Here is a 17,296-nt window from a genome sequence, read left to right as displayed (position 1 = left end):
TTTCGATGACCGACGCGGTCACCCTGTTCGGCATCCGCCACCACGGCCCGGGCTGCGCGCGCAGCCTGCGCCGTGCGCTGGAAACGCTGCAGCCGGACTGCGTGCTGATCGAAGGCCCGGCCGGCAGCGAGCCGTTGCTGACGCACCTGGCCGATGCAGCGATGCAGCCGCCGGTGGCGCTGCTCTCGCACGCCGTCGACGATCCGCAGCTGGCGGTGTTCCATCCCTACGCCGAATTCTCGCCCGAGTGGCAGGCGCTGCAATGGGCGGCACAGGCCGCGGTGCCGGTGCAGTTCATCGACGTGCCGGCCGGGATCAGCCTGGCCTGGCAGCAGCAGGCGCGCCGTGCGGAGGAAGTGGCCGCCGACGTCGACGAAGCGCCGTCCGATGAAGAAGCGGTCGTCGACGAAACCACGGCCAACCTGCCGCACGATCCGCTCGACTGGCTGGCCCACGCCGCCGGCTACGACGACGGCGAGAGCTGGTGGAACCACATGGTCGAGGAACGCGGCGACGGCGAAGGGCTGTTCGAGGCGATCGCCGCCGCGATGACCGAACTGCGCACGCACGCGCCGCAGCGTCTGCGCGGCGACGAGGCGCAGGAAGCGATCCGTGAGGCACACATGCGCAGCCTGCTGCGCGATGCGCGCAAGGCCGGCCACGCGCGCATCGCGGTGGTCTGCGGCGCGTGGCATGTGCCGGCGCTTGCCGCCAGCGTCACCGCGGCGGCCGACAAGGCCGTGCTCAAGGGCGTCGACAAGCTCAAGGCGCAGACCACCTGGGTGCCGTGGACGTATCGCCACCTGGCTCGCCGCAGCGGCTACGCCGCCGGCATCGCCGCGCCGGGCTGGTACGACCACCTGTGGCGCCAGCCCGCCGCCGGCAGCCGCGCGATCGGCTGGTTCGCGCGGGTGGCGCGGCTGCTGCGCGAACACGAGCTGGATTGCTCCAGCGCCCACCTGATCGAGGCCAGCCGTCTGGCCGATACCCTGGCCGCGCTGCGCGAGCGTCCTGCGCCCGGGCTGGACGAACTCAACGAAGCTACCCGCAGCGTGATCTGCATGGGCGACGACGCGCCGATGCGGCTGATCGCCGAACGGCTGATGTTCGGCGACGCGCTCGGCAGCGTGCCGTCCGCGGTGCCCACCGTGCCCTTGCAGCGCGACCTGGAAGCCCAGCAGAAACGCCTGCGCCTGAAGCCCGAGGCGCTGAGCCGCACGCTCGATCTGGATCTGCGCAACGACAACGACCGCCAGCGCAGCCAGCTGCTGCACCGGCTGGCCCTGCTCGGCATCGAGTGGGGCCGGCTCGGCGCGGTCGGCCGTTCCAGTCGCGGCACCTTCCACGAGGTGTGGCAGCTGGCGTGGGAGCCGTCGTTCGCGGTCGAGCTGATCGTGGCCAGTCGCTACGGCCACACCCTGGCGCTGGCTGCCGCGGCGCGCGCGCTGGAGCAGGCGCGCGCGGCGAACCGGCTGTCCGAGCTGGCCTCGCTGATCGATCGCGTGCTGCTGGCGAACCTGCCCGACGCGGTCGAGCAGGTCGCCGCCGAGCTGCAGGCGCGTGCCGCCACCGATGCCGATCCGCTGGCCCTGCTCGGCGCCCTACCCGCGCTGGCCAACGTGTACCGCTACGGCAACGTGCGCCAGACCGACGTGGCCCAGGTCGCGCAACTGTTCGACAGCATGCTGCTGCGTGCCAGCCTCGGCCTGCCGCTGGCGCTGGCGGATCTGGACGACGAACCGGCGGCGCAGGCGCGCGAGCAGATCCTCGCCGCCGATCGCGCCGTCGAGCTGCGCCAGGGCGAATCGCAGCAGCAAGCCTGGCAACGCGCCCTGCACATCGTGGCCCACGCGGACAGCGGCACGCCGCTGCTGCGCGGCCTGTGCTGCCGCCTGCTGCTCGATGCCGCGGTGCTGCCGCTGGACGAGGTGCGCCGGCAGCTGTCGCAACAGCTGTCGCCCGGTGCCGAACCCTTGCCCGCCGCGCAATGGCTGGACGGTTTCCTCAACCGCAACGCCACCGTGCTGCTGCACAGCGACGCGTTGTGGGCCCTGATCGACGAATGGATCGCCGGCCTCGGCGAGGAGCATTTCGTGCGCGTGCTGCCGCTGGTGCGGCGCAGCTTCGCCGCATTCGCGGCTGCCGACCGGCGCGACCTGGGCCTGCGCGTGCAGCGGCCGGCCGGCGCCTCGCGTGCCGCCGTCACCGAACTGGCGTGGGACGAAAACCGCGCGCGGCGCGCCCTGCCGATGCTGCGCGAACTGCTGGGAGTGGCCGATGGCTGAGCACGACGACACCTTGCCTTCCACCAGCCGCGCCGAACGCTGGCGGCTGGTGCTGGGCAGCGACGCCGCCGATAGCTGCGGCACGCTCGACGGTGCGCTGGGCCAGATGGATGCGGCGCTGGCCGCGCTGTACGAACCCGACGGCAAGCACGGCCTGCAGCGGCGCGGCGGTCGCGGCGGCTCCGCGCCGAACGTGGCGCGCTGGCTCGGCGACATCCGCAAATACTTTCCCGCCTCGGTGGTGCAGGTGATGCAGCGCGATGCGCTGGAGCGGCTGGACATGCGCCAGATGCTGCTGGAAAAGGAGATGCTCGAAAGCATCCAGCCCGACGTGCACATGGTGGCCAACCTGATCTCGCTGTCGCAGGTGATCCCGGCCGGCACCAGGGAAACCGCGCGACTGGTGGTGCGCCAGGTGGTCGACGCACTGCTGCGCAAGCTGGAGGAGCCGATGCGCTCGGCGGTCAGCGGCGCACTCGACCGTGCCCGCCGCAACCGCCGTCCGCGGCATGCCGAGATCGACTGGCACCGCACCATCCGCGCCAACCTGCGGCACTGGCAGCCCAGCCATCGCACGATCATCCCGCAGACCCTGGTCGGCTTCGGCCGCAAGGCGCGCAAGCCGCAGCGCGAGGTGATCCTGTGCATCGACCAGAGCGGCTCGATGGCCGCCTCGGTGGTGTACTCCAGCATCTTCGGCGCGGTGCTCGCCTCGCTGCCGGCGGTGTCGACGCGGCTGGTGGTGTTCGACACCAGCGTGGTCGACATGAGCGAGCAGCTCGACGATCCGGTCGACCTGCTGTTCGGCGTGCAGCTCGGCGGCGGCACCGACATCCACCGCGCGGTGAGCTACAGCCAGTCGCTGATCCGCGAACCGCACAACGCGATCCTGGTGCTGATCTCCGACCTCTACGAAGGCGGCGTGGAAGAACGCCTGCTGGCCCGCGCCCGCGAACTGGTCGACGCCGGCGTGCAGTTCATCACCCTGCTCGCGCTGAGCGACGAAGGCCGCCCGTCCTACGACAAGGCCCTCGCCCCCAAACTCGCCGCCCTCGGCGTGCCCTCCTTCGCCTGCACCCCCGACGCCTTCCCCGGCCTGATGGCCGCCGCGATCCGCCGCGACGACATCGGCCAATGGGCCGCGACCCAGGGACTGGTGTCCACGCGCGGACAGGAGTGAGCCGGAGCGTTCCGCTCAGCTGGCCGCGAGCACGCGCAGTGCCGTGGCGACACGCCGGTGCGGACTGCCTTCCAGCAGGGTGAACGGCACGCCGCGCGTAGCCAGTTCCCTCAGGTATTCGTCGTGCTGTTGCCGCCGGAACGCGTCGCCCCGCCGCGTGCCGTCCTGCACGAAGGGGAAGTCGGGGGCGCACAGGAAGACGTGGTCGTAGTGGCGGGTGGCGAGGCGCTCGAGTTCGGGGTCGGCGCGGCCGAACAGATCGCGGCTGTACAGCAAGGTGGTGAGCGGGCTGGTGTCGCAGAACAGCCAGCGGCGGGCGTGGGCGGCGTGTTGGCGTTCGTGCGCGAGCTGGGTTTGAGCGATGTGCAGCAGATCGTCGTAGACCAGGGCGCCACCCTGCTCCACCCAGCGCTGGCGGCCGTATTCGGGCACCCAGGCGGTGTCGAGGCGTTCGGCGAGGGCTTGCGCCAGCGCAGTCTTGCCGCTGGATTCGCCGCCGAGCAGGCAGGCCCGTTGCACGAAGTCGGCGTAGACCGCGGGCGACAGGTGTTCGCGATGGGCGTGCGGATCGCGGCGGAGCACGCTGCCGGAAATCGGGATGGCGTGGCGTTCGCGATCCACGCAGACGTGTCGAACCTCGGCGTGTCGTGGATCGCGTCGCTGGCGGAAATACGTGGTCAACGCGGCGGCGAAGCCGTCGCCGTAATCCTCGCTGGTGAACACGGCATCGACGCTGCAGTCGAGCACGCGATCGCACAGCCAGCCGACGAAGTCGCGGTGCGTGGCGTCCGCGTCGTCGTTGTGCGGCAGCGTGGCGGGACCGGGTCCGTGGTGCGCGGCGGCGAGTGCGGCGAAGCGTTCGACGTCGAGCACCAGCCGCCGCGTTTGCGGGAAGCGATCGGCCAGCCAGCGCTCGCGCGCGTCGGCGTCGCAGCGGTCGAACGCGGGTCGGGTATAGCTGATCACCAGCACCTCGTCGCATTGCGCCAGCGCGGCGTCGATCACCAGTTCGTGGCCGCGATGCAGCGGGCAGAACTTGCCGACCACCAGGCCGCGACGATACCGCTCGCTCATGCCGCAGCTGCCGGTTCGGCCCCGCGCAGGTGCAGCCAGTGCCGCCACGACACGACGGCGTTGATCCAGTACACCGCGTACAGCACCGAGGTGAGGTACAGGCCGCGGCTGGCGTACAGCGGCACCGCGATGGAGTTGACCAGCAGCCAGAACGGCCAGCTCTGCACATGGCGGCGCATCATCAGCAACTGCGCCACGATGCTGAAGGCCAGCACGGTGGAGTCGAGGAACGGCGCATAGGCGTCGGTGAAGCGATGCAGCAGCATGCCGTAGCCGAGCGCACCCAGCGTGCCGTAGACGAGCTGCCACAACAGCCGGCGCATCGGCAAATCCGTGACCGGCAGCGCCTCGCCATGGCTGCCATGCAGCCACTGCCACCAGCCCACCACGCTGGTGACCACGAAGAACGCCTGCAGCACCGTATCGGCGTATAGACGGCTTTCCAGGAACACGAAGGCGAACAGGCTGCAGCCGACGATGCCGGTCCACCAGGTATGCACACTGTTGCGCCCGGCCAGCAGGATCGAGGCGCCGGTAATCAGGTTGGCGGCGATTTCCAGCAGGTTCATCGGGCGTCGTCCAAGTCGGAGCTGTACTGCATGATCTTGTCGTCCTCCTCGATGGCGTGGAGGCTCAGCGGCAGTTCGCCGAGCAGGGCGCGCAGCGCCAGCCGGGCGTCGTCGTCGCAGCTTGATTGCGCAGGCAGCCGCAAGGCCAGTGCGCCGTCCGCTTGCTGGTGCAGGCCGTAATGGGCCAGCGGCAGATGGCCCAGCGCGTGGCTGACGTCGATGTTGTTGAGCCAGCGGCCGTCGGCGTGGCGAAAGCGCACCGGTGCGCGACCGGCCAGTTCGCGCAGCACCGGGTCGGCGGCGGTGTGCGCGAGGGCGGCGTGGTCGCCGGTGCGATAGCGCAGCAGCGGCAGGCAGAAGTTGAAGCCGCCGCTGACGGTGATCTCGCCGCGCTGGCCTTCGGCTACCGGTCGCCCGGCGGGATCGAGAATCTCCACGTACAGCCGGTCCTGCAGCAGCACGTGGCCGCCGGCCGCGGCATCGAACACGGCAATCGGGCCGACCTCGTTCATCGAATAGATGTCCAGCACCGGGCAGGCGAAGCGTTGTTCCAGTTCGGCGCGCAGGCCGGCGGTCAGCGTCATCGAGACGTTCAGCAACGCGCGCGGCTGCATCCGGGTCGGCAGGCGCAGCAGCTCGGCGAAGGAGATCGGATCGCCGGCCACGATTTCCGGCGCCATCGCGTCGAGATAGCGGGCGCGGTCGGCGGGATCGCGCCAGTCGTCCGGATGCAGGTTGATCTTGGCCAGCCCCGATTCGTCCATCGTCGGCGTCACCGAGGCATAGGTGAAGCACTTGCGCTGGTGGCCGAGCAGGATCACGCCGACCTGGTCGCGGCCGTGCCGCGGCACGATGCCGAAGCGGCGCAGCGCGCGCTTGTGGAAGGCCAGGTAGCGGCCGGCCACTTGCGGATGTGAGGGGATCAGCAGCGGGTGGCCGGTGGTGCCGGTGGTGTGGAAATTGATCAGCCGGTCCAGCGGCAGCGGATCGGGCACGAAGCGGGTGATGTCGGCCGACAGTTCGGCGCGCGAAATCGTCGGCAGCTGCCGGAAGTCGCGCGGCGGCGAACCCAGCGCGCGGTAGTACGGCACCTCGTCAAACACGCGCTGCACGAAGGCGTCGAGCCATGCCGGCGTTCCCGTCGCTGGCCAGCCTGGCGAGGCCGCCAGCGTGTGTTGTTCGAATTCACCCAGCGCCGCCACGTCGTCGAGGGTCAGGCGATTGCCGCTGCAGTTGCGGAAGATCGGCGCGCTCGGGTGCTCGCGCAGCCGTTGCAGCATGCGCCGGCCGGCGTCGGTGAGCGTGGGGTAGCGGTCGGCGTCGCTCGCTTCGGTCACTCGCGCGTCCACTTGTCGGCGGACTCCTCGGCGGCCTTCTTCGCCAGCGCCTCGCGGATCGCGCGGGCGCGCTCTTCTGCGGCGCGACTGGCGGCGAGCAGGCGTTGGCGTTCGGTGCCGCTGATGCGCGACAGCCGGTCGCTGGCCTGGGCTTCGGTCTCGCCGGCCGGGCGATAGCCGAGGTGGGCCAGCAGCACGCGGGCGAGTTCTTCGCGACGGTCCGGGTCCTGCACGAAGCGCGGTGCGGGCGTGGCGGCAGCCAGTTCGGCGAGGTCGCCGTCCAGCCGCGTCAGCAAGGCCTCGCCGCTGCAGCCGGCGCCGAGGAACCAGTCGTCGGCGAGCAGCCAGCAGCCGATCTGCACCAGGGCGAGGCGGTTGCGATCGGCACGGGCGTCGTTCGAGACGAAGCGTAGCAGCACGTCGCGCCCGGCCCGGGCGCCGTGCATGCGCAGCAGGTCGTGCACCAGTGCAGGCACGGCCACGCTGCCGCCTTCTCCGATGCGCGGCTCGTCGAGGAAGTCCGGCGGCGTTTCCGCCAGCCGGCGGGTCAGGGTTTCCAGCAGCGGGCCTTCACGTTGCACGCTCATACCTCGAACTTGGCGAATACATGGTTGGCGCGGCAGTCGGCGCAGGCCGGGGCAGCGTGTTGCCTGCGCGCGACGCGCCAGTGCGGCGACAGCGCCTGCAGGTCGTCGATCGTGCGCAGCTCGTCCACGTGCAGGCCGTAGTCGTCGACGCTGAAACTGCACGGGGCGATGCGGCCGCGTTCGTCGATGAACAGGAAGTCCTCGCCCGGCGCGCAGTCGCCGACAGCCACGGCGCGATCGTGCGCGTTGGCTTCGATGCGCTGCAGATAGTGCGCGCTGCCGGCCAGCCGCGTACCGTGACGAAGCAACCGTTGGCGCAAGCCCGGCAGCAGCTCGCCCAGCTCGGCCACGTCCTGCGGGCGCAGCCGGTGGGCGGGGAAGAACTCGGGGCGGTCGCGGCCGCCCAGCGGATTGAAGCTGATCTCGTCCACGCCCCAGCCGGCCAGCGTCTCGCACAGCTCGGCGAACGACGCCACGTTCTGCCGCATCAGCACGGTGTTCATGCGCAGCTTCAGCGGCGCGCCGCTGTCGTCGCGTTCGGCGACCAGGGCGAGGATGCTTTCGCGCAGGCGCTGCCAGCCACCGGGCCAGCCGCGCATGGCGTCATGGAAATCGGCCGGGCCGTCGATGCTGACGGTGAGCTCGGCGAAGTGTTGCAGCAACCGCCGGCGCACCGCGGCCTGCTGCAGCGTGCTGCCGTTGGTGGTGGCGCTGATCGCCAGCCCGGCTTCGTGCAGCATTCGCGACAGCCGCCACAGCGGCGGCCACAGCAGCGGTTCGCCGCCGAGCCAGCTCCACAGCACGCGCTGGCCGGTGGCCTGCCGGTATTCGCCAAACAAGCGGCCGAGGCGCTCGACCGTGGCCGCATCGATCTCGTGGCGCGGGCCGGGGCGGCGACGGTCGTAGGCGCAGAAGCCGCAGCCGAGGTTGCAGCGCTCGCTGACCCGCCACAGCACGATCATCGCGGCGCCTCCCCGGCGTAATGCTTGCGGGCGAAGGCGCGGGCGAACGCGACCAGCTGCTCCATCGCGGTTACCGCGTGGATGTCCCAACCCTGTTCGTCGCGGGCGCGGATCAGGTCGGCGGCCCAATGGCCATACTTCGCGTCGGTCCAGCGCGGCGGCAGGTTCAGTGCCATGGTGCCGCCGGCGCCGCCGCGGGCGAGTGCGTCGGCGGCGACCTGCCAGCCGCTGTTGCCGCGTTCGTCCGGTTCGAACATCGTGGTGATGCCGTCGTCGGAGATCTGCAGAATGTGCACCGGCCGTGCGTGCTTGCCGCGGCTGGCGTAGGTGTCGCGCAGGCGATGGATCGGGAAGCAGGTGGCGCCGCCGTAGAAGCCGGTGAGTACGCGCAGGATCGCGTCCTCGTCGCGGACGAAGCCGTCGGTGGCGGTGACCTCGTGCTTGCCGCTCCACAGCGTGGCCTGCACGCGTGAGCCGGCGCGCAGCGCGGACAGCGCGATGATGCTGCCGGCCAGGGTGAGAAACGAGGTGCGCTGCTGCGGGTTCGGCATCGAGCCGGAGCTGTCCACGTAGATGTCCAGGTCCACCGGCACGCGCTCGCGCTCGCGCGCCGGTGCGTTGCCGTAGACGCGGCGCACGGTGGTGAGGCCGGGGATCACCTGTGGCGACTGCAGGGTGCTTTGCAGCCAGTCGATCTCGTCCAGTGGATCGCCGATCTGCCACGGCTCCAGCCCTTCCAGCTGCGGTTCGGGCGAGGCGGGCGACAGCCGCACCGGGAACGGCACCAGGTCGGCCAGCGCGCGTTCGCGGTAGTAGCGCACCGCGATCTCGTGATCGGTCAGGGTGATGCCGGCGGCGCGCAGCAGTTCGCCGTATTCGAACGGCTCGCGCGCCTGGCCTTTCGACTGCTGCGTGTTCGGCAATGGTGCCGCGGGCGGCGCGGCGTCGCCGGTGATGCCGGGGTCGCGGCCGGGGTGGATCGCGCCGTCGATTTCGTCCGCCTCCACATCGAGCACGCCGCTGGGATCGCAGTCGGCGGCAGCTTGGGCGGTGTCGTGCAGGAAGCCGATCGCGCCGTGGCGCTGGTCGCTTTCGACCAGGTACGGCAGCAGCAAGGTGGCGAAGCGGCCGGCGCCGTCCAGCCAGTCGCCGGCGTAGACGCGCACCAGCCGGGCGCCCAGCCAGGCATCGCCGTAGGTGGCGTCGTCATCGGCACCGCCGAGGCTGCCGCGATCGAGCTGCCACAGATTTTCGTAGATGCCCATGTACAGCGCCCACAGCGGATCGTGCGTGGGCGTGGCGGCGGCCAGCTTGCGGTAGATGTCGGCCATGCGCAGGCCGGCCTGGCGTTGCAGGCGGTCGTTGATGAACAGGTCGGTGTAGAGGTTGGCGACCATCGGCGCGTGTCGTTCCAGCGTGGGCAGCGCGCGACGGATGCGCGCCAGCAGGCGGAACTGGTCGGTGGCCGTGGCCGGCGCCAGCACGTGGTGGCCGATCTCGTGGGCGAGGATCTCCAGCGCGTAGTCGTCCAGCGCCAGCGCGCGTACCTGCTGCAGGTCCACCACTACGCGCTGGTCGGCCAGCCGGATCATCGCGAAGCTGCCGCTGAGGCCTTCGCCGGCGGCGTCGACGCGGCTTTCGCACAAGCGCGGGTCGCGCAGGCGGGTGTATTTGCTCCAGGTGGCCAGCGCGACGGGCCAGCCGGCGCGCCAGCGTTCGAGCAGGTTGGTGGCGGCCGCCGGTGTGTTCACGCGCTATTCGCCGGGTGGACATCGTGTAGGGCGGGCACTGCCCGCCGGCTTGTCCGTGCGTCGCGGCGAAGAGCGGCGGGCAGTGCCCGCCCTACGAAGGCCGTGTGCGTGACTTCCGGTTTCATGGGCGCGGGAACAGCGCGATCGCGTGGGTGTACGGCGAGCTCAGCGCCAGCGTGTGCACGTCGGCCACCGCGAGCAGCGAGTCGCGCGGCCAGCCCAGCGCGGCGATGTGTTGTGGCGGCGCGGTCACCTGGCTCGTCGATGCCGCCTCGAATTCCGCCGCGCTGGCCGGTAGCAGCACGGCGCCGTGGCGGTCGGCGAGCAGCAGCCGGTGGCGATCCGCGCTGCGCACCATGAAGCCTTCGTCGGCGGCGCGTAGTTCCGGCGGTTGCGCGAAGTGGCCGCCGAAGCCGCTGAAGGCGCCGATCTGCACGCCGCTTGTCGGCACCTGCTGCGCGCCGTGCCAAGGATCGGCCAGCAGCGCGTCGCGCAGCGCGGGCCAGTCGCTGGCCGGGTCGGCGTCCAGCGCGGCCAGCGCCAGTGCGGGCGGCAGGATGTTCGCGGCGGTCAGCGCACCGCGTCGGTAGTGCGCCATGCCGGCACGCCAGGCCAGCAGCTGGCCGAGCGCGCGCAGTTGCGTCAGCTCGGCCACCTCGCCGGCCAGCGCGGTCATCCATTGCAGCCAGTCGGCCACGCGCACCTGCGGCCACTGTCCCAGCTGGATGACCGCATTGCCCAGCGCGCCGAGCACCGCCTGCGGTTGCGCGGCGAGCAGGCCGGCGTGGCGCGGCGCCAGTTCCAGCCACACCCGATCGACCCACGGCTGGCGCGCGCCGGGGCCGGCCAGGCCTTGCGCCACCAGATCGAGCGCCATGTCGTAGCCGGCGATCGTCACCGCATGGACGCGTTCGGGCGCGACCGCATCGACGGCCTGCACCACGCGATCGAGCGCGCTGCCGACGAAGCCGGCGAAGGCCGCGTCGTCGAAACCGGGGTGGCGGTGGCGAACTTCAGCCGCGCGCGCATTGAAGCGGCTGCGGCCGGCCGCGAGTGCACGGGCCAGCGGTGCGCTGACGGCCATCAGGAAGCCCGCAGCCAGTTCAGGTAGTTGGTGTAGCGCTGGTGCAGGTACTTCAGTTTCAGCAGGTCGTCGTACAAGGGGCCGTAGAGCTTGCGGCCGGCGGCGCGCTGTTCCACCAGGTGCTCGATCTTCGACAGCCGCGCCCGCGTCTCGCGCTCGCCCAGTCCATCCAGGCCCTTGGCAAATTCGGCGGACAGCTCGCCGACCGGGTCGTTGCGGTCCAGGTCCAGCCGGTCGTATTCGGCGTTGGAGAGGTCGAACAGGTGGCGCAGCCAGCTCAGCCGGTCGCTGCGGAAGGCGGCGTGTTCGGGCAGCGCGAAGAACGGCGCGTCGAGGTCGGGCTGCAGCTTGTCGTGCAGCACGAACGGCAGCACCTGGCGCAGGTCCTCCAGCTCGATCGCCGGGTTGCCGCGGAACCACGCCATCGCCTTGGCGTACACCAGCAAGGTCATCAGGTTGCGCACCGACAGGCCGTTGCGGGTCTGGCAACCGAGGTCCTTGAGCCGGTCGCGGCCGTTGTCGGCGGCGGTGAGCTGGTGCCATTCCGCGCCGGACAGCCGTGCGGTGTCCTTGGTCATGTACTCGAACTGGCTGCCCGCGGTTTCCATCAGCTCGAACTGGCTGCTGAAGAACTCCAGTCGCCGGCGCAGTTCTTCGGGCACCGTCACTGCGAGGATCTGCTTGCCGGCCGCGTCGATGTCGGCGGCGCTGAAGACGATCTCCGGCGGCATCATTTCTTCTGGCCGCAAGCCCGACTCGATCCGCAGCAGCAGCTCGTCGAGGAAGCGCGGGTTGAACGACAGCGCCTGCACGATCACGTCGATGCGATCGCGCAGCGCCTCGATCACCTGGTAGGTGCCGCCGCCTTGGTCGTCGTTGGCGGTGAGGTACCAAGCCGATTCCGGGCACTCGTAGACGTGGTTGAGCATCTCCGCGTAGTTGTCGCCCATCACCGTGAGCAGGGCGCTCTGGGTGCGGGTGGGGATGCGGTTGTATTCGTCGATGATCTTCACCCGCATGCCCAGCCAGCTGCGCCAGGCGATGCGGATGTCCTCCATGCTCTGCGCGCCGGCCAGGTCGGCCGGCAGCGGATTGCCAAGCAGGTCGGCCAGGGTCATCTGCGGGTGGCCGTGCTGCATCGCGCGACGCACGTCCTTGACCGAATAGCCGGCCAGCACGCCCATCAGGATCGCGCTGGCGGTCTTGCCGCGGCCGGGGCCGCCCACGAACAGGCATTTGCGGCGGGTGGCGAAGGTCAGCAGCGGCAGCAGGATGAAGCTCGAGTAGCTTTGCGCCGAGGGCAGGTTCAGCGTGCGCTTGCTGTCGCCGATGGTGAACGCCGCGGCGGCGCCGTCGTTGTACTCGATGTCGTAGTGCGGACTGATCACCGCGTTGTTGACGATCCAGAAGTAGGCTTGGCGCAGCTTTTCGTCGAGCGGGAGCGCCGTGGCGGCGGTCTCCTCGCCAGCATCCAGCGGTCCCTCGTACAGGCTGGCGACATCGAACTCGCGTGTCGTGGCCGGCACGGCACGCGGATTGGTGGGCGCCTTGGAGACGCGCTGGAAGAGCTTGAAGCCGGACATGCGGACCCCTGTGTCATGCCACGGCGGCAACGTTGCCGTCCTTGGCCTCGGCGCGAATTCTGGCGCATGCGGCGGGTTCTGGCCAACGACGCAGGGCGCGGAAGCGCGTCGGTGTCGCAGCGCGCCGACGGGTCGGCGCGTGGTTCAGCCCGGCAGTGTGTCCAGCTCCTGCAGCCGCGGCATGCCACCCTGCGCGCCCAGCTTCGTCACCGACAGCGCGGCGGCGGCGCAGGCCTTGCGTACGGCGGCGGGGAGGCCATCTTTCAGGAACACCGCCAATGCCGCGTTGAAGGTGTCGCCCGCGCCGGTGCTGTCGACCACGTCGACCTTGAAGCCGGCTTGGTGCAGCGGTTCGCCCTGCTCGCGATACCACGCGCCTTCGCCGCCGCGGGTGAGCACGACCGGGCATGGGGCGCGTTGCATCAGCGCCTTGAAGTCCTCGGCGGGATCGGCGCCGAGTAGGATCGCCAGCTCGTGCTGGTTCGGCGTGACGTAGCGGGCCAGCTTCAGCCAGTCGACGGGCAGCGGTTGCGCGGGCGCGGGGTTGAGGATCACCGGCACGCCGAGACGGTGGCCCAGGCGCACGGTGGTCTCGACGGTTTCCAGCGGGATCTCCATCTGCACCAGCACGGCGTCGGCGCGTTCGATCAGCGAACGGGCGGCTTCGACCTGGGTGGGCGTGACGCGGCTGTTGGCGGCGGGCACCACGATGATCTGGTTTTCGCCGTCGGCGACGGTGATCGAGGCGGTGCCGCTGGCGCTGTCGTCGAGGCGGGCGACGTGGGTGAGGTCGACGTGTTCGGCGGCGAGGCCCGCGTGCAGCTGGTCGCCGAAGGCGTCGCGACCGAGCGCGCCGACCAGGGCTACTTCCGCGCCCAGTCGTGCGGCGGCCACGGCCTGGTTGGCGCCCTTGCCGCCGGGCACGGTGAGGAAGCGTTCGCCCAGGATGGTCTCGCCCGGGCCGACGAAGCGCGGCGCCTGAGTGACCAGGTCCATGTTGATGCTGCCGACGACGACGATGCGTGTCATGCCTCTAGCCCCTTGCGCAGGTTTCACGGTGGAGGGGAGAGCTTAGCTGCTGCGGGCGGTGGGGCGGGCTTGGGCGGGGGCGAAGAGCGACCCACCCCCGGCCCTCCCCTGCAAGCAGGGGAGGGAGAAGAGCTGAATGTCAGGGGGACGGAACGCGACCGATGCCGGTGTCGCCGCCGGGCAGCAGGTCGGGGGCGGGGCCGGCCACGGCCAGCAGGGATTGCGCGTAGGCATCCTCGATGCTGACGGTGGAGACTTCGTCCCAGCTGAAGAACGAGGGCTCGCGCATCCATTCCGCGTCGGGGCTCAGTTCCTGCATGTTGAAGCCGTCTTCCTCGACGTCGATCAGGCGGCCGATGTAGCAGACTTCCGATTCGTCCTCGCTGTCCACGTGCACGCCGATCACCGGTGCCTGGGCGCCGGCGGCCTGGATCACTTCGCGGATGTTGTCCAGCGGGAAGCCGCGCGGCGGGCGCGGCTGGATGTGTTTCAGGGCCAGCGCCTTGGCGAAGAACACGTGGTGCTTGTCCGGCGCCTCCAGTTCGGAGATGTCGCGGTGGCGCATCACGTACATGCCGTCGTAGGTGATGCCGTCGCCGACCACCCACAGCAGGAAGAACTCGCGCCCGACGCCACCCACGTAACCGCAGAAGCTGCCGTGCTCCAGCCCTTCGCGCCACAACCGGATCAGGGTCTGGTTCTGCTGCGCCTCGCGCAACTGGGCGCGCTGGCCGGTGCCTTTCAATTCGATAACGTTATTCACGGCGTCCATTTTAGCAGAGCAGCCTGAGCGGCTTGTTAGTACCCCAAAGCTAGAGGATGTAGCGGCTGAGGTCTTCGTTCTGGACCAGGCTTCCGAGGTTTTTGTCTACATGTTCGGCGTCGATCAGGTATTTTTCGCCGGATTTGTCCGCGGCCTCGAAGGAAATCTTCTCCAGCAGCCGTTCCATCACGGTGTGCAGCCGGCGGGCGCCGATGTTCTCGGTACGCTCGTTCACCTGGAAGGCCACCTCGGCCAGCCGGTCGATGCCGGCATCGGTGAACTCGATGCCCACCCCTTCGGTGCCCAGCAGGGCCACGTACTGCTTGGTCAGCGCGTTGTGCGGTTCGCGCAGGATGCGCTTGAAGTCGTCCACCGAAAGCGCGGACAGCTCGACCCGGATCGGCAACCGACCCTGCAGCTCGGGGATCAGGTCGGACGGCTTGGCCAGCGAGAACGCGCCGGAGGCGATGAACAGCATGTGGTCGGTCTTGATCGGGCCGTACTTGGTCGACACGGTGGAGCCTTCCACCAGCGGCAGCAGGTCGCGCTGCACACCCTCGCGGCTGACCCCGGCGTGGCCGTGGTCGCTGCGCTGGGCCACCTTGTCGATCTCGTCGATGAAGACAATGCCGTTCTGCTCGGCGTTTTCCATCGCCTGGGCGCGGATCTCCTCGTCGTTAAGCAGCTTCCCGGCTTCCTCGTCGATCAGCAGCGGCCGCGCCAGCTTGATCGCCAGCTTGCGGCTCTGCGTCTTGGCGCCGCCGATGTTCTGGAACATCTGGCGCAGCTGCGCACCCATCTCCTCCATGCCCGGCGGCGACATGATTTCCACGCCCACGTTCATGGCGAAATCCAGCTCGATCTCGCGCTCGTCCAGCACGCCTTCGCGCAACTGCTTGCGCAGCTTCTGGCGAGTGTCGCTTTCGATGGCGGGCTCGGGCGTGGCGTCGTGGCTCCAGTCGGTGGGCTGGGACTGCCGGCGCGGCAGCAGTGCGTCGAGGATGCGATCCTCGGCGCGGTCCTCGGCCTGCGAGCGCACGCGCTTGACTGCCTGCTCGCGGGTCAGCTTGTAGGCGCCGTCGGCCAGGTCACGGATGATCGACTCGACATCCTTGCCCACGTAACCCACCTCGGTGAACTTGGTCGCCTCGACTTTCACGAACGGCGCGTTCGCCAGCGTGGCCAGGCGTCGCGCGATCTCGGTCTTGCCCACGCCGGTGGGGCCGATCATCAGGATGTTCTTGGGGGTGATCTCGTTGCGCATCTCGGCCGGCAACTGCATGCGCCGCCAGCGGCTGCGCAGCGCCACCGCCACGGCGCGCTTGGCGTCGTGCTGGCCGATGATGTAGCGGTCGAGTTCGTTGACGATTTCGCGGGGGGTCAGTTCGGACATGGGCTTTACTCAAAGGAACGGGGGAACAGGGAACGGGGAACGGGGAACGGGGAACAGCGGTCGGCGGTTTGCCGTTCCTCGTTCCCTGTTCCCCGTTCCCGCCTCAAAGCTCTTCGATACTGACGTTGTGATTGGTGTAGATGCAGATGTCGCCGGCGATCTTCAGCGCCTTCTCGACGATGGTTCGGGCATCCAGTTCGGTGTTTTCCAGCAGGGCCATCGCCGCGGATTGGGCGAACGGTCCGCCCGAACCGATCGCGATCAGGCCGTGTTCGGGCTCGACCACGTCGCCGTTGCCGGAAATCAGCAGCGAGGTTTCCTTGTCGGCCACCGCCAGCATCGCCTCGAGCTTGCCGAAGCGGCGGTCGGTGCGCCATTCCTTGGCCATCTCCACCGCGGCGCGGGTGAGGTTGTTGTTGTGTTTTTCCAGCTTCTGCTCGAACAGTTCGAACAGGGTGAATGCATCGGCCGTCGCGCCGGCGAAGCCGGCCACCACCTCGCCGGCCTTGCCGAGCCGGCGCACCTTGCGCGCGTTGCCCTTCATCACCGTGTTGCCAAGGGTGACCTGGCCATCGCTGCCGATCACGACGCGGCCGTCGCGCCGCACGCAGACGATGGTGGTGGCGTGGAACGATTCCATGAGAGCTCCGCAAGAGGATGTCTGAGCGGAAGAGATGGGGCCGCGGGCGGCGGGCTTCAATGCGCGGGCCAGGAGTGAGTGAAGAGGAGGGAGAAGCGAGAGAAAGCCGGGCTCGTGGTCTGCTCTCTCTCATTCCTCACTCCTCTCCACTCACTCCTCTCTTTTCGCCCTTCGCTTCACCCGTGCTCGCGGATGCGCCGCGTCGTAGACCTTCGCCAGATGCTGGAAATCCAGATGGGTGTAGATCTGGGTGGTGGCGATGTCGGCGTGGCCGAGCAGCTCCTGCACGGCGCGCAGGTCGCCGGAGGATTCCAGCATGTGGCTGGCGAAGGTGTGGCGCAGCAGGTGCGGGTGGATGTGCTTCGGGATGCCCTGTTGCAGCGCCAGCTTGTTCATGCGCAGCTGGATCGTGCGGGGGTTGATCGGTGCGCCGCCGCGGCCGCGGAACACCGGACCATCAGCCGGCATGCCCTGCTCCGCGCCGAGTGCGCGCAGCGCCGTCACGGCGTGACGGCCGACCGGCACGATGCGGGTCTTGCCGCCCTTGCCCAGCACGCGGACCTCGCCATCGTCGAGGTTGAGGTCGAGCCAGCGCAGGCCGACCAGTTCGGACAGGCGCAGGCCACTGGAATAGAACAGTTCCAGCATCGCGCGGTCGCGCACGGCGAGCTGGCCGCCGCTGTCGGTCTCGACCAGGGCGGTGGCCTCGTCGACGTCGAGCACCTGGGGCAGCTTGCGGCGCACCTTGGGGCCGCGCACGCCGAGCAGCGGATCGTTCGCCAGCTGGCCTTCGCGGGTGAGCTGGCGGAACAGGCTGCGGCAGGACGACAGCAGGCGTTGCAGGCTCTTCGGCGCCAGCCCGTCGCGATGCTCGCCGGCGATGAAGGTGCGCATCCGATTCGCATCCAGCGCGTCAAACGAGGCCAGCCGTTGCGCCTGCATGAAGCGCAGCAGCTTGGCCAGGTCGCGCCGGTAGCCGGCGATCGTGTGCGGCGAAGCGTGGCGTTCTTCGGCGAGGCGGCCGAGCCAGCGTTCGACCTGTTGTTCGGGCGTCATCGC

15 protein-coding genes are annotated in these 17,296 nt (G+C 69.8%); 2 read left to right on the top strand and 13 right to left on the bottom strand.

The features are described from left to right. The first annotated feature begins 5 nt into the window (after positions 1 to 5). Together AC3A56_RS14540 and AC3A56_RS14535 are read left to right on the top strand one after the other, a co-directional pair. Positions 6 to 2,285: a DUF5682 family protein gene (locus tag AC3A56_RS14540; protein ID WP_487770798.1), complete on the top strand. Its 2,280-nt coding sequence runs from the start codon at positions 6 to 8 to the stop codon at positions 2,283 to 2,285. Continuing rightward, complete coding sequence (locus AC3A56_RS14535; protein WP_487770797.1) at positions 2,278 to 3,465, top strand: VWA domain-containing protein; 1,188 nt, start codon at positions 2,278 to 2,280, stop codon at positions 3,463 to 3,465. The genes AC3A56_RS14540 and AC3A56_RS14535 overlap by 8 nt, the downstream gene beginning before the upstream one ends. Before the next feature lie 15 nt (positions 3,466 to 3,480). On the opposite strand, the gene AC3A56_RS14530 is transcribed toward AC3A56_RS14535, so the two are convergent. The 13 genes from AC3A56_RS14530 to xerC form a co-directional block, all read right to left on the bottom strand. Then, entirely contained in the window at positions 3,481 to 4,539 is a 1,059-nt protein-coding gene (locus AC3A56_RS14530) for an AAA family ATPase (RefSeq protein WP_487770796.1), read from the bottom strand. After that, positions 4,536 to 5,108, bottom strand: coding sequence for a nicotinamide riboside transporter PnuC (gene pnuC, locus AC3A56_RS14525; RefSeq protein ID WP_056716509.1), 573 nt, complete (start codon positions 5,106 to 5,108; stop codon positions 4,536 to 4,538). Before pnuC ends, AC3A56_RS14530 begins: the two co-directional genes overlap by 4 nt. Continuing rightward, positions 5,105 to 6,445: a phenylacetate--CoA ligase family protein gene (locus AC3A56_RS14520; protein ID WP_487770795.1), complete on the bottom strand. Its 1,341-nt coding sequence runs from the start codon at positions 6,443 to 6,445 to the stop codon at positions 5,105 to 5,107. The genes pnuC and AC3A56_RS14520 overlap by 4 nt, the downstream gene beginning before the upstream one ends. Beyond that, positions 6,442 to 7,032, bottom strand: a complete 591-nt coding sequence (locus AC3A56_RS14515; protein ID WP_487770794.1) for a hypothetical protein — start codon at positions 7,030 to 7,032, stop codon at positions 6,442 to 6,444. The genes AC3A56_RS14520 and AC3A56_RS14515 overlap by 4 nt, the downstream gene beginning before the upstream one ends. Continuing rightward, the gene (locus AC3A56_RS14510) at positions 7,029 to 7,994 is read right to left on the bottom strand and encodes a radical SAM protein (RefSeq protein ID WP_487770793.1); all 966 of its coding nucleotides are present in this window, start codon (positions 7,992 to 7,994) and stop codon (positions 7,029 to 7,031) included. Before AC3A56_RS14510 ends, AC3A56_RS14515 begins: the two co-directional genes overlap by 4 nt. Beyond that, positions 7,991 to 9,745 (bottom strand): vWA domain-containing protein, encoded by a 1,755-nt coding sequence (locus tag AC3A56_RS14505; RefSeq protein WP_487770792.1) that lies wholly within the window; start codon positions 9,743 to 9,745, stop codon positions 7,991 to 7,993. The genes AC3A56_RS14510 and AC3A56_RS14505 overlap by 4 nt, the downstream gene beginning before the upstream one ends. Positions 9,746 to 9,866: 121 nt before the next feature. Next, the gene (locus AC3A56_RS14500) at positions 9,867 to 10,829 is read right to left on the bottom strand and encodes a hypothetical protein (protein ID WP_487770791.1); all 963 of its coding nucleotides are present in this window, start codon (positions 10,827 to 10,829) and stop codon (positions 9,867 to 9,869) included. Next, positions 10,829 to 12,412, bottom strand: coding sequence for an AAA family ATPase (locus tag AC3A56_RS14495; protein ID WP_487770790.1), 1,584 nt, complete (start codon positions 12,410 to 12,412; stop codon positions 10,829 to 10,831). The genes AC3A56_RS14500 and AC3A56_RS14495 overlap by 1 nt, the downstream gene beginning before the upstream one ends. 144 nt (positions 12,413 to 12,556) lie before the next feature. Continuing rightward, positions 12,557 to 13,441, bottom strand: a complete 885-nt coding sequence (rbsK, locus tag AC3A56_RS14490; RefSeq protein ID WP_487770789.1) for a ribokinase — start codon at positions 13,439 to 13,441, stop codon at positions 12,557 to 12,559. A 139-nt stretch (positions 13,442 to 13,580) separates the two neighbouring features. Then, positions 13,581 to 14,213, bottom strand: a complete 633-nt coding sequence (locus AC3A56_RS14485) for a hypothetical protein (RefSeq protein ID WP_200950226.1) — start codon at positions 14,211 to 14,213, stop codon at positions 13,581 to 13,583. 40 nt (positions 14,214 to 14,253) lie between these two features. After that, positions 14,254 to 15,597: an ATP-dependent protease ATPase subunit HslU gene (gene hslU, locus AC3A56_RS14480; protein ID WP_056762842.1), complete on the bottom strand. Its 1,344-nt coding sequence runs from the start codon at positions 15,595 to 15,597 to the stop codon at positions 14,254 to 14,256. A 103-nt stretch (positions 15,598 to 15,700) separates the two neighbouring features. Further along, positions 15,701 to 16,237 carry an ATP-dependent protease subunit HslV gene (hslV, locus tag AC3A56_RS14475; protein WP_108471249.1) on the bottom strand — a complete coding sequence of 179 codons (537 nt, stop codon included), beginning with the start codon at positions 16,235 to 16,237 and terminating at the stop codon, positions 15,701 to 15,703. Positions 16,238 to 16,387: 150 nt separating this feature from the next. Beyond that, on the bottom strand, positions 16,388 to 17,293 hold the full coding sequence (xerC, locus tag AC3A56_RS14470; protein ID WP_487770788.1) for a tyrosine recombinase XerC: 906 nt from the start codon (positions 17,291 to 17,293) through the stop codon (positions 16,388 to 16,390). Between the last annotated feature and the right edge of the window lie 3 nt (positions 17,294 to 17,296).

The organism is Rhodanobacter sp. Soil_C_14 (assembly GCF_057657335.1).
This window is presented reverse-complemented; position numbering and strand designations above follow the sequence as displayed.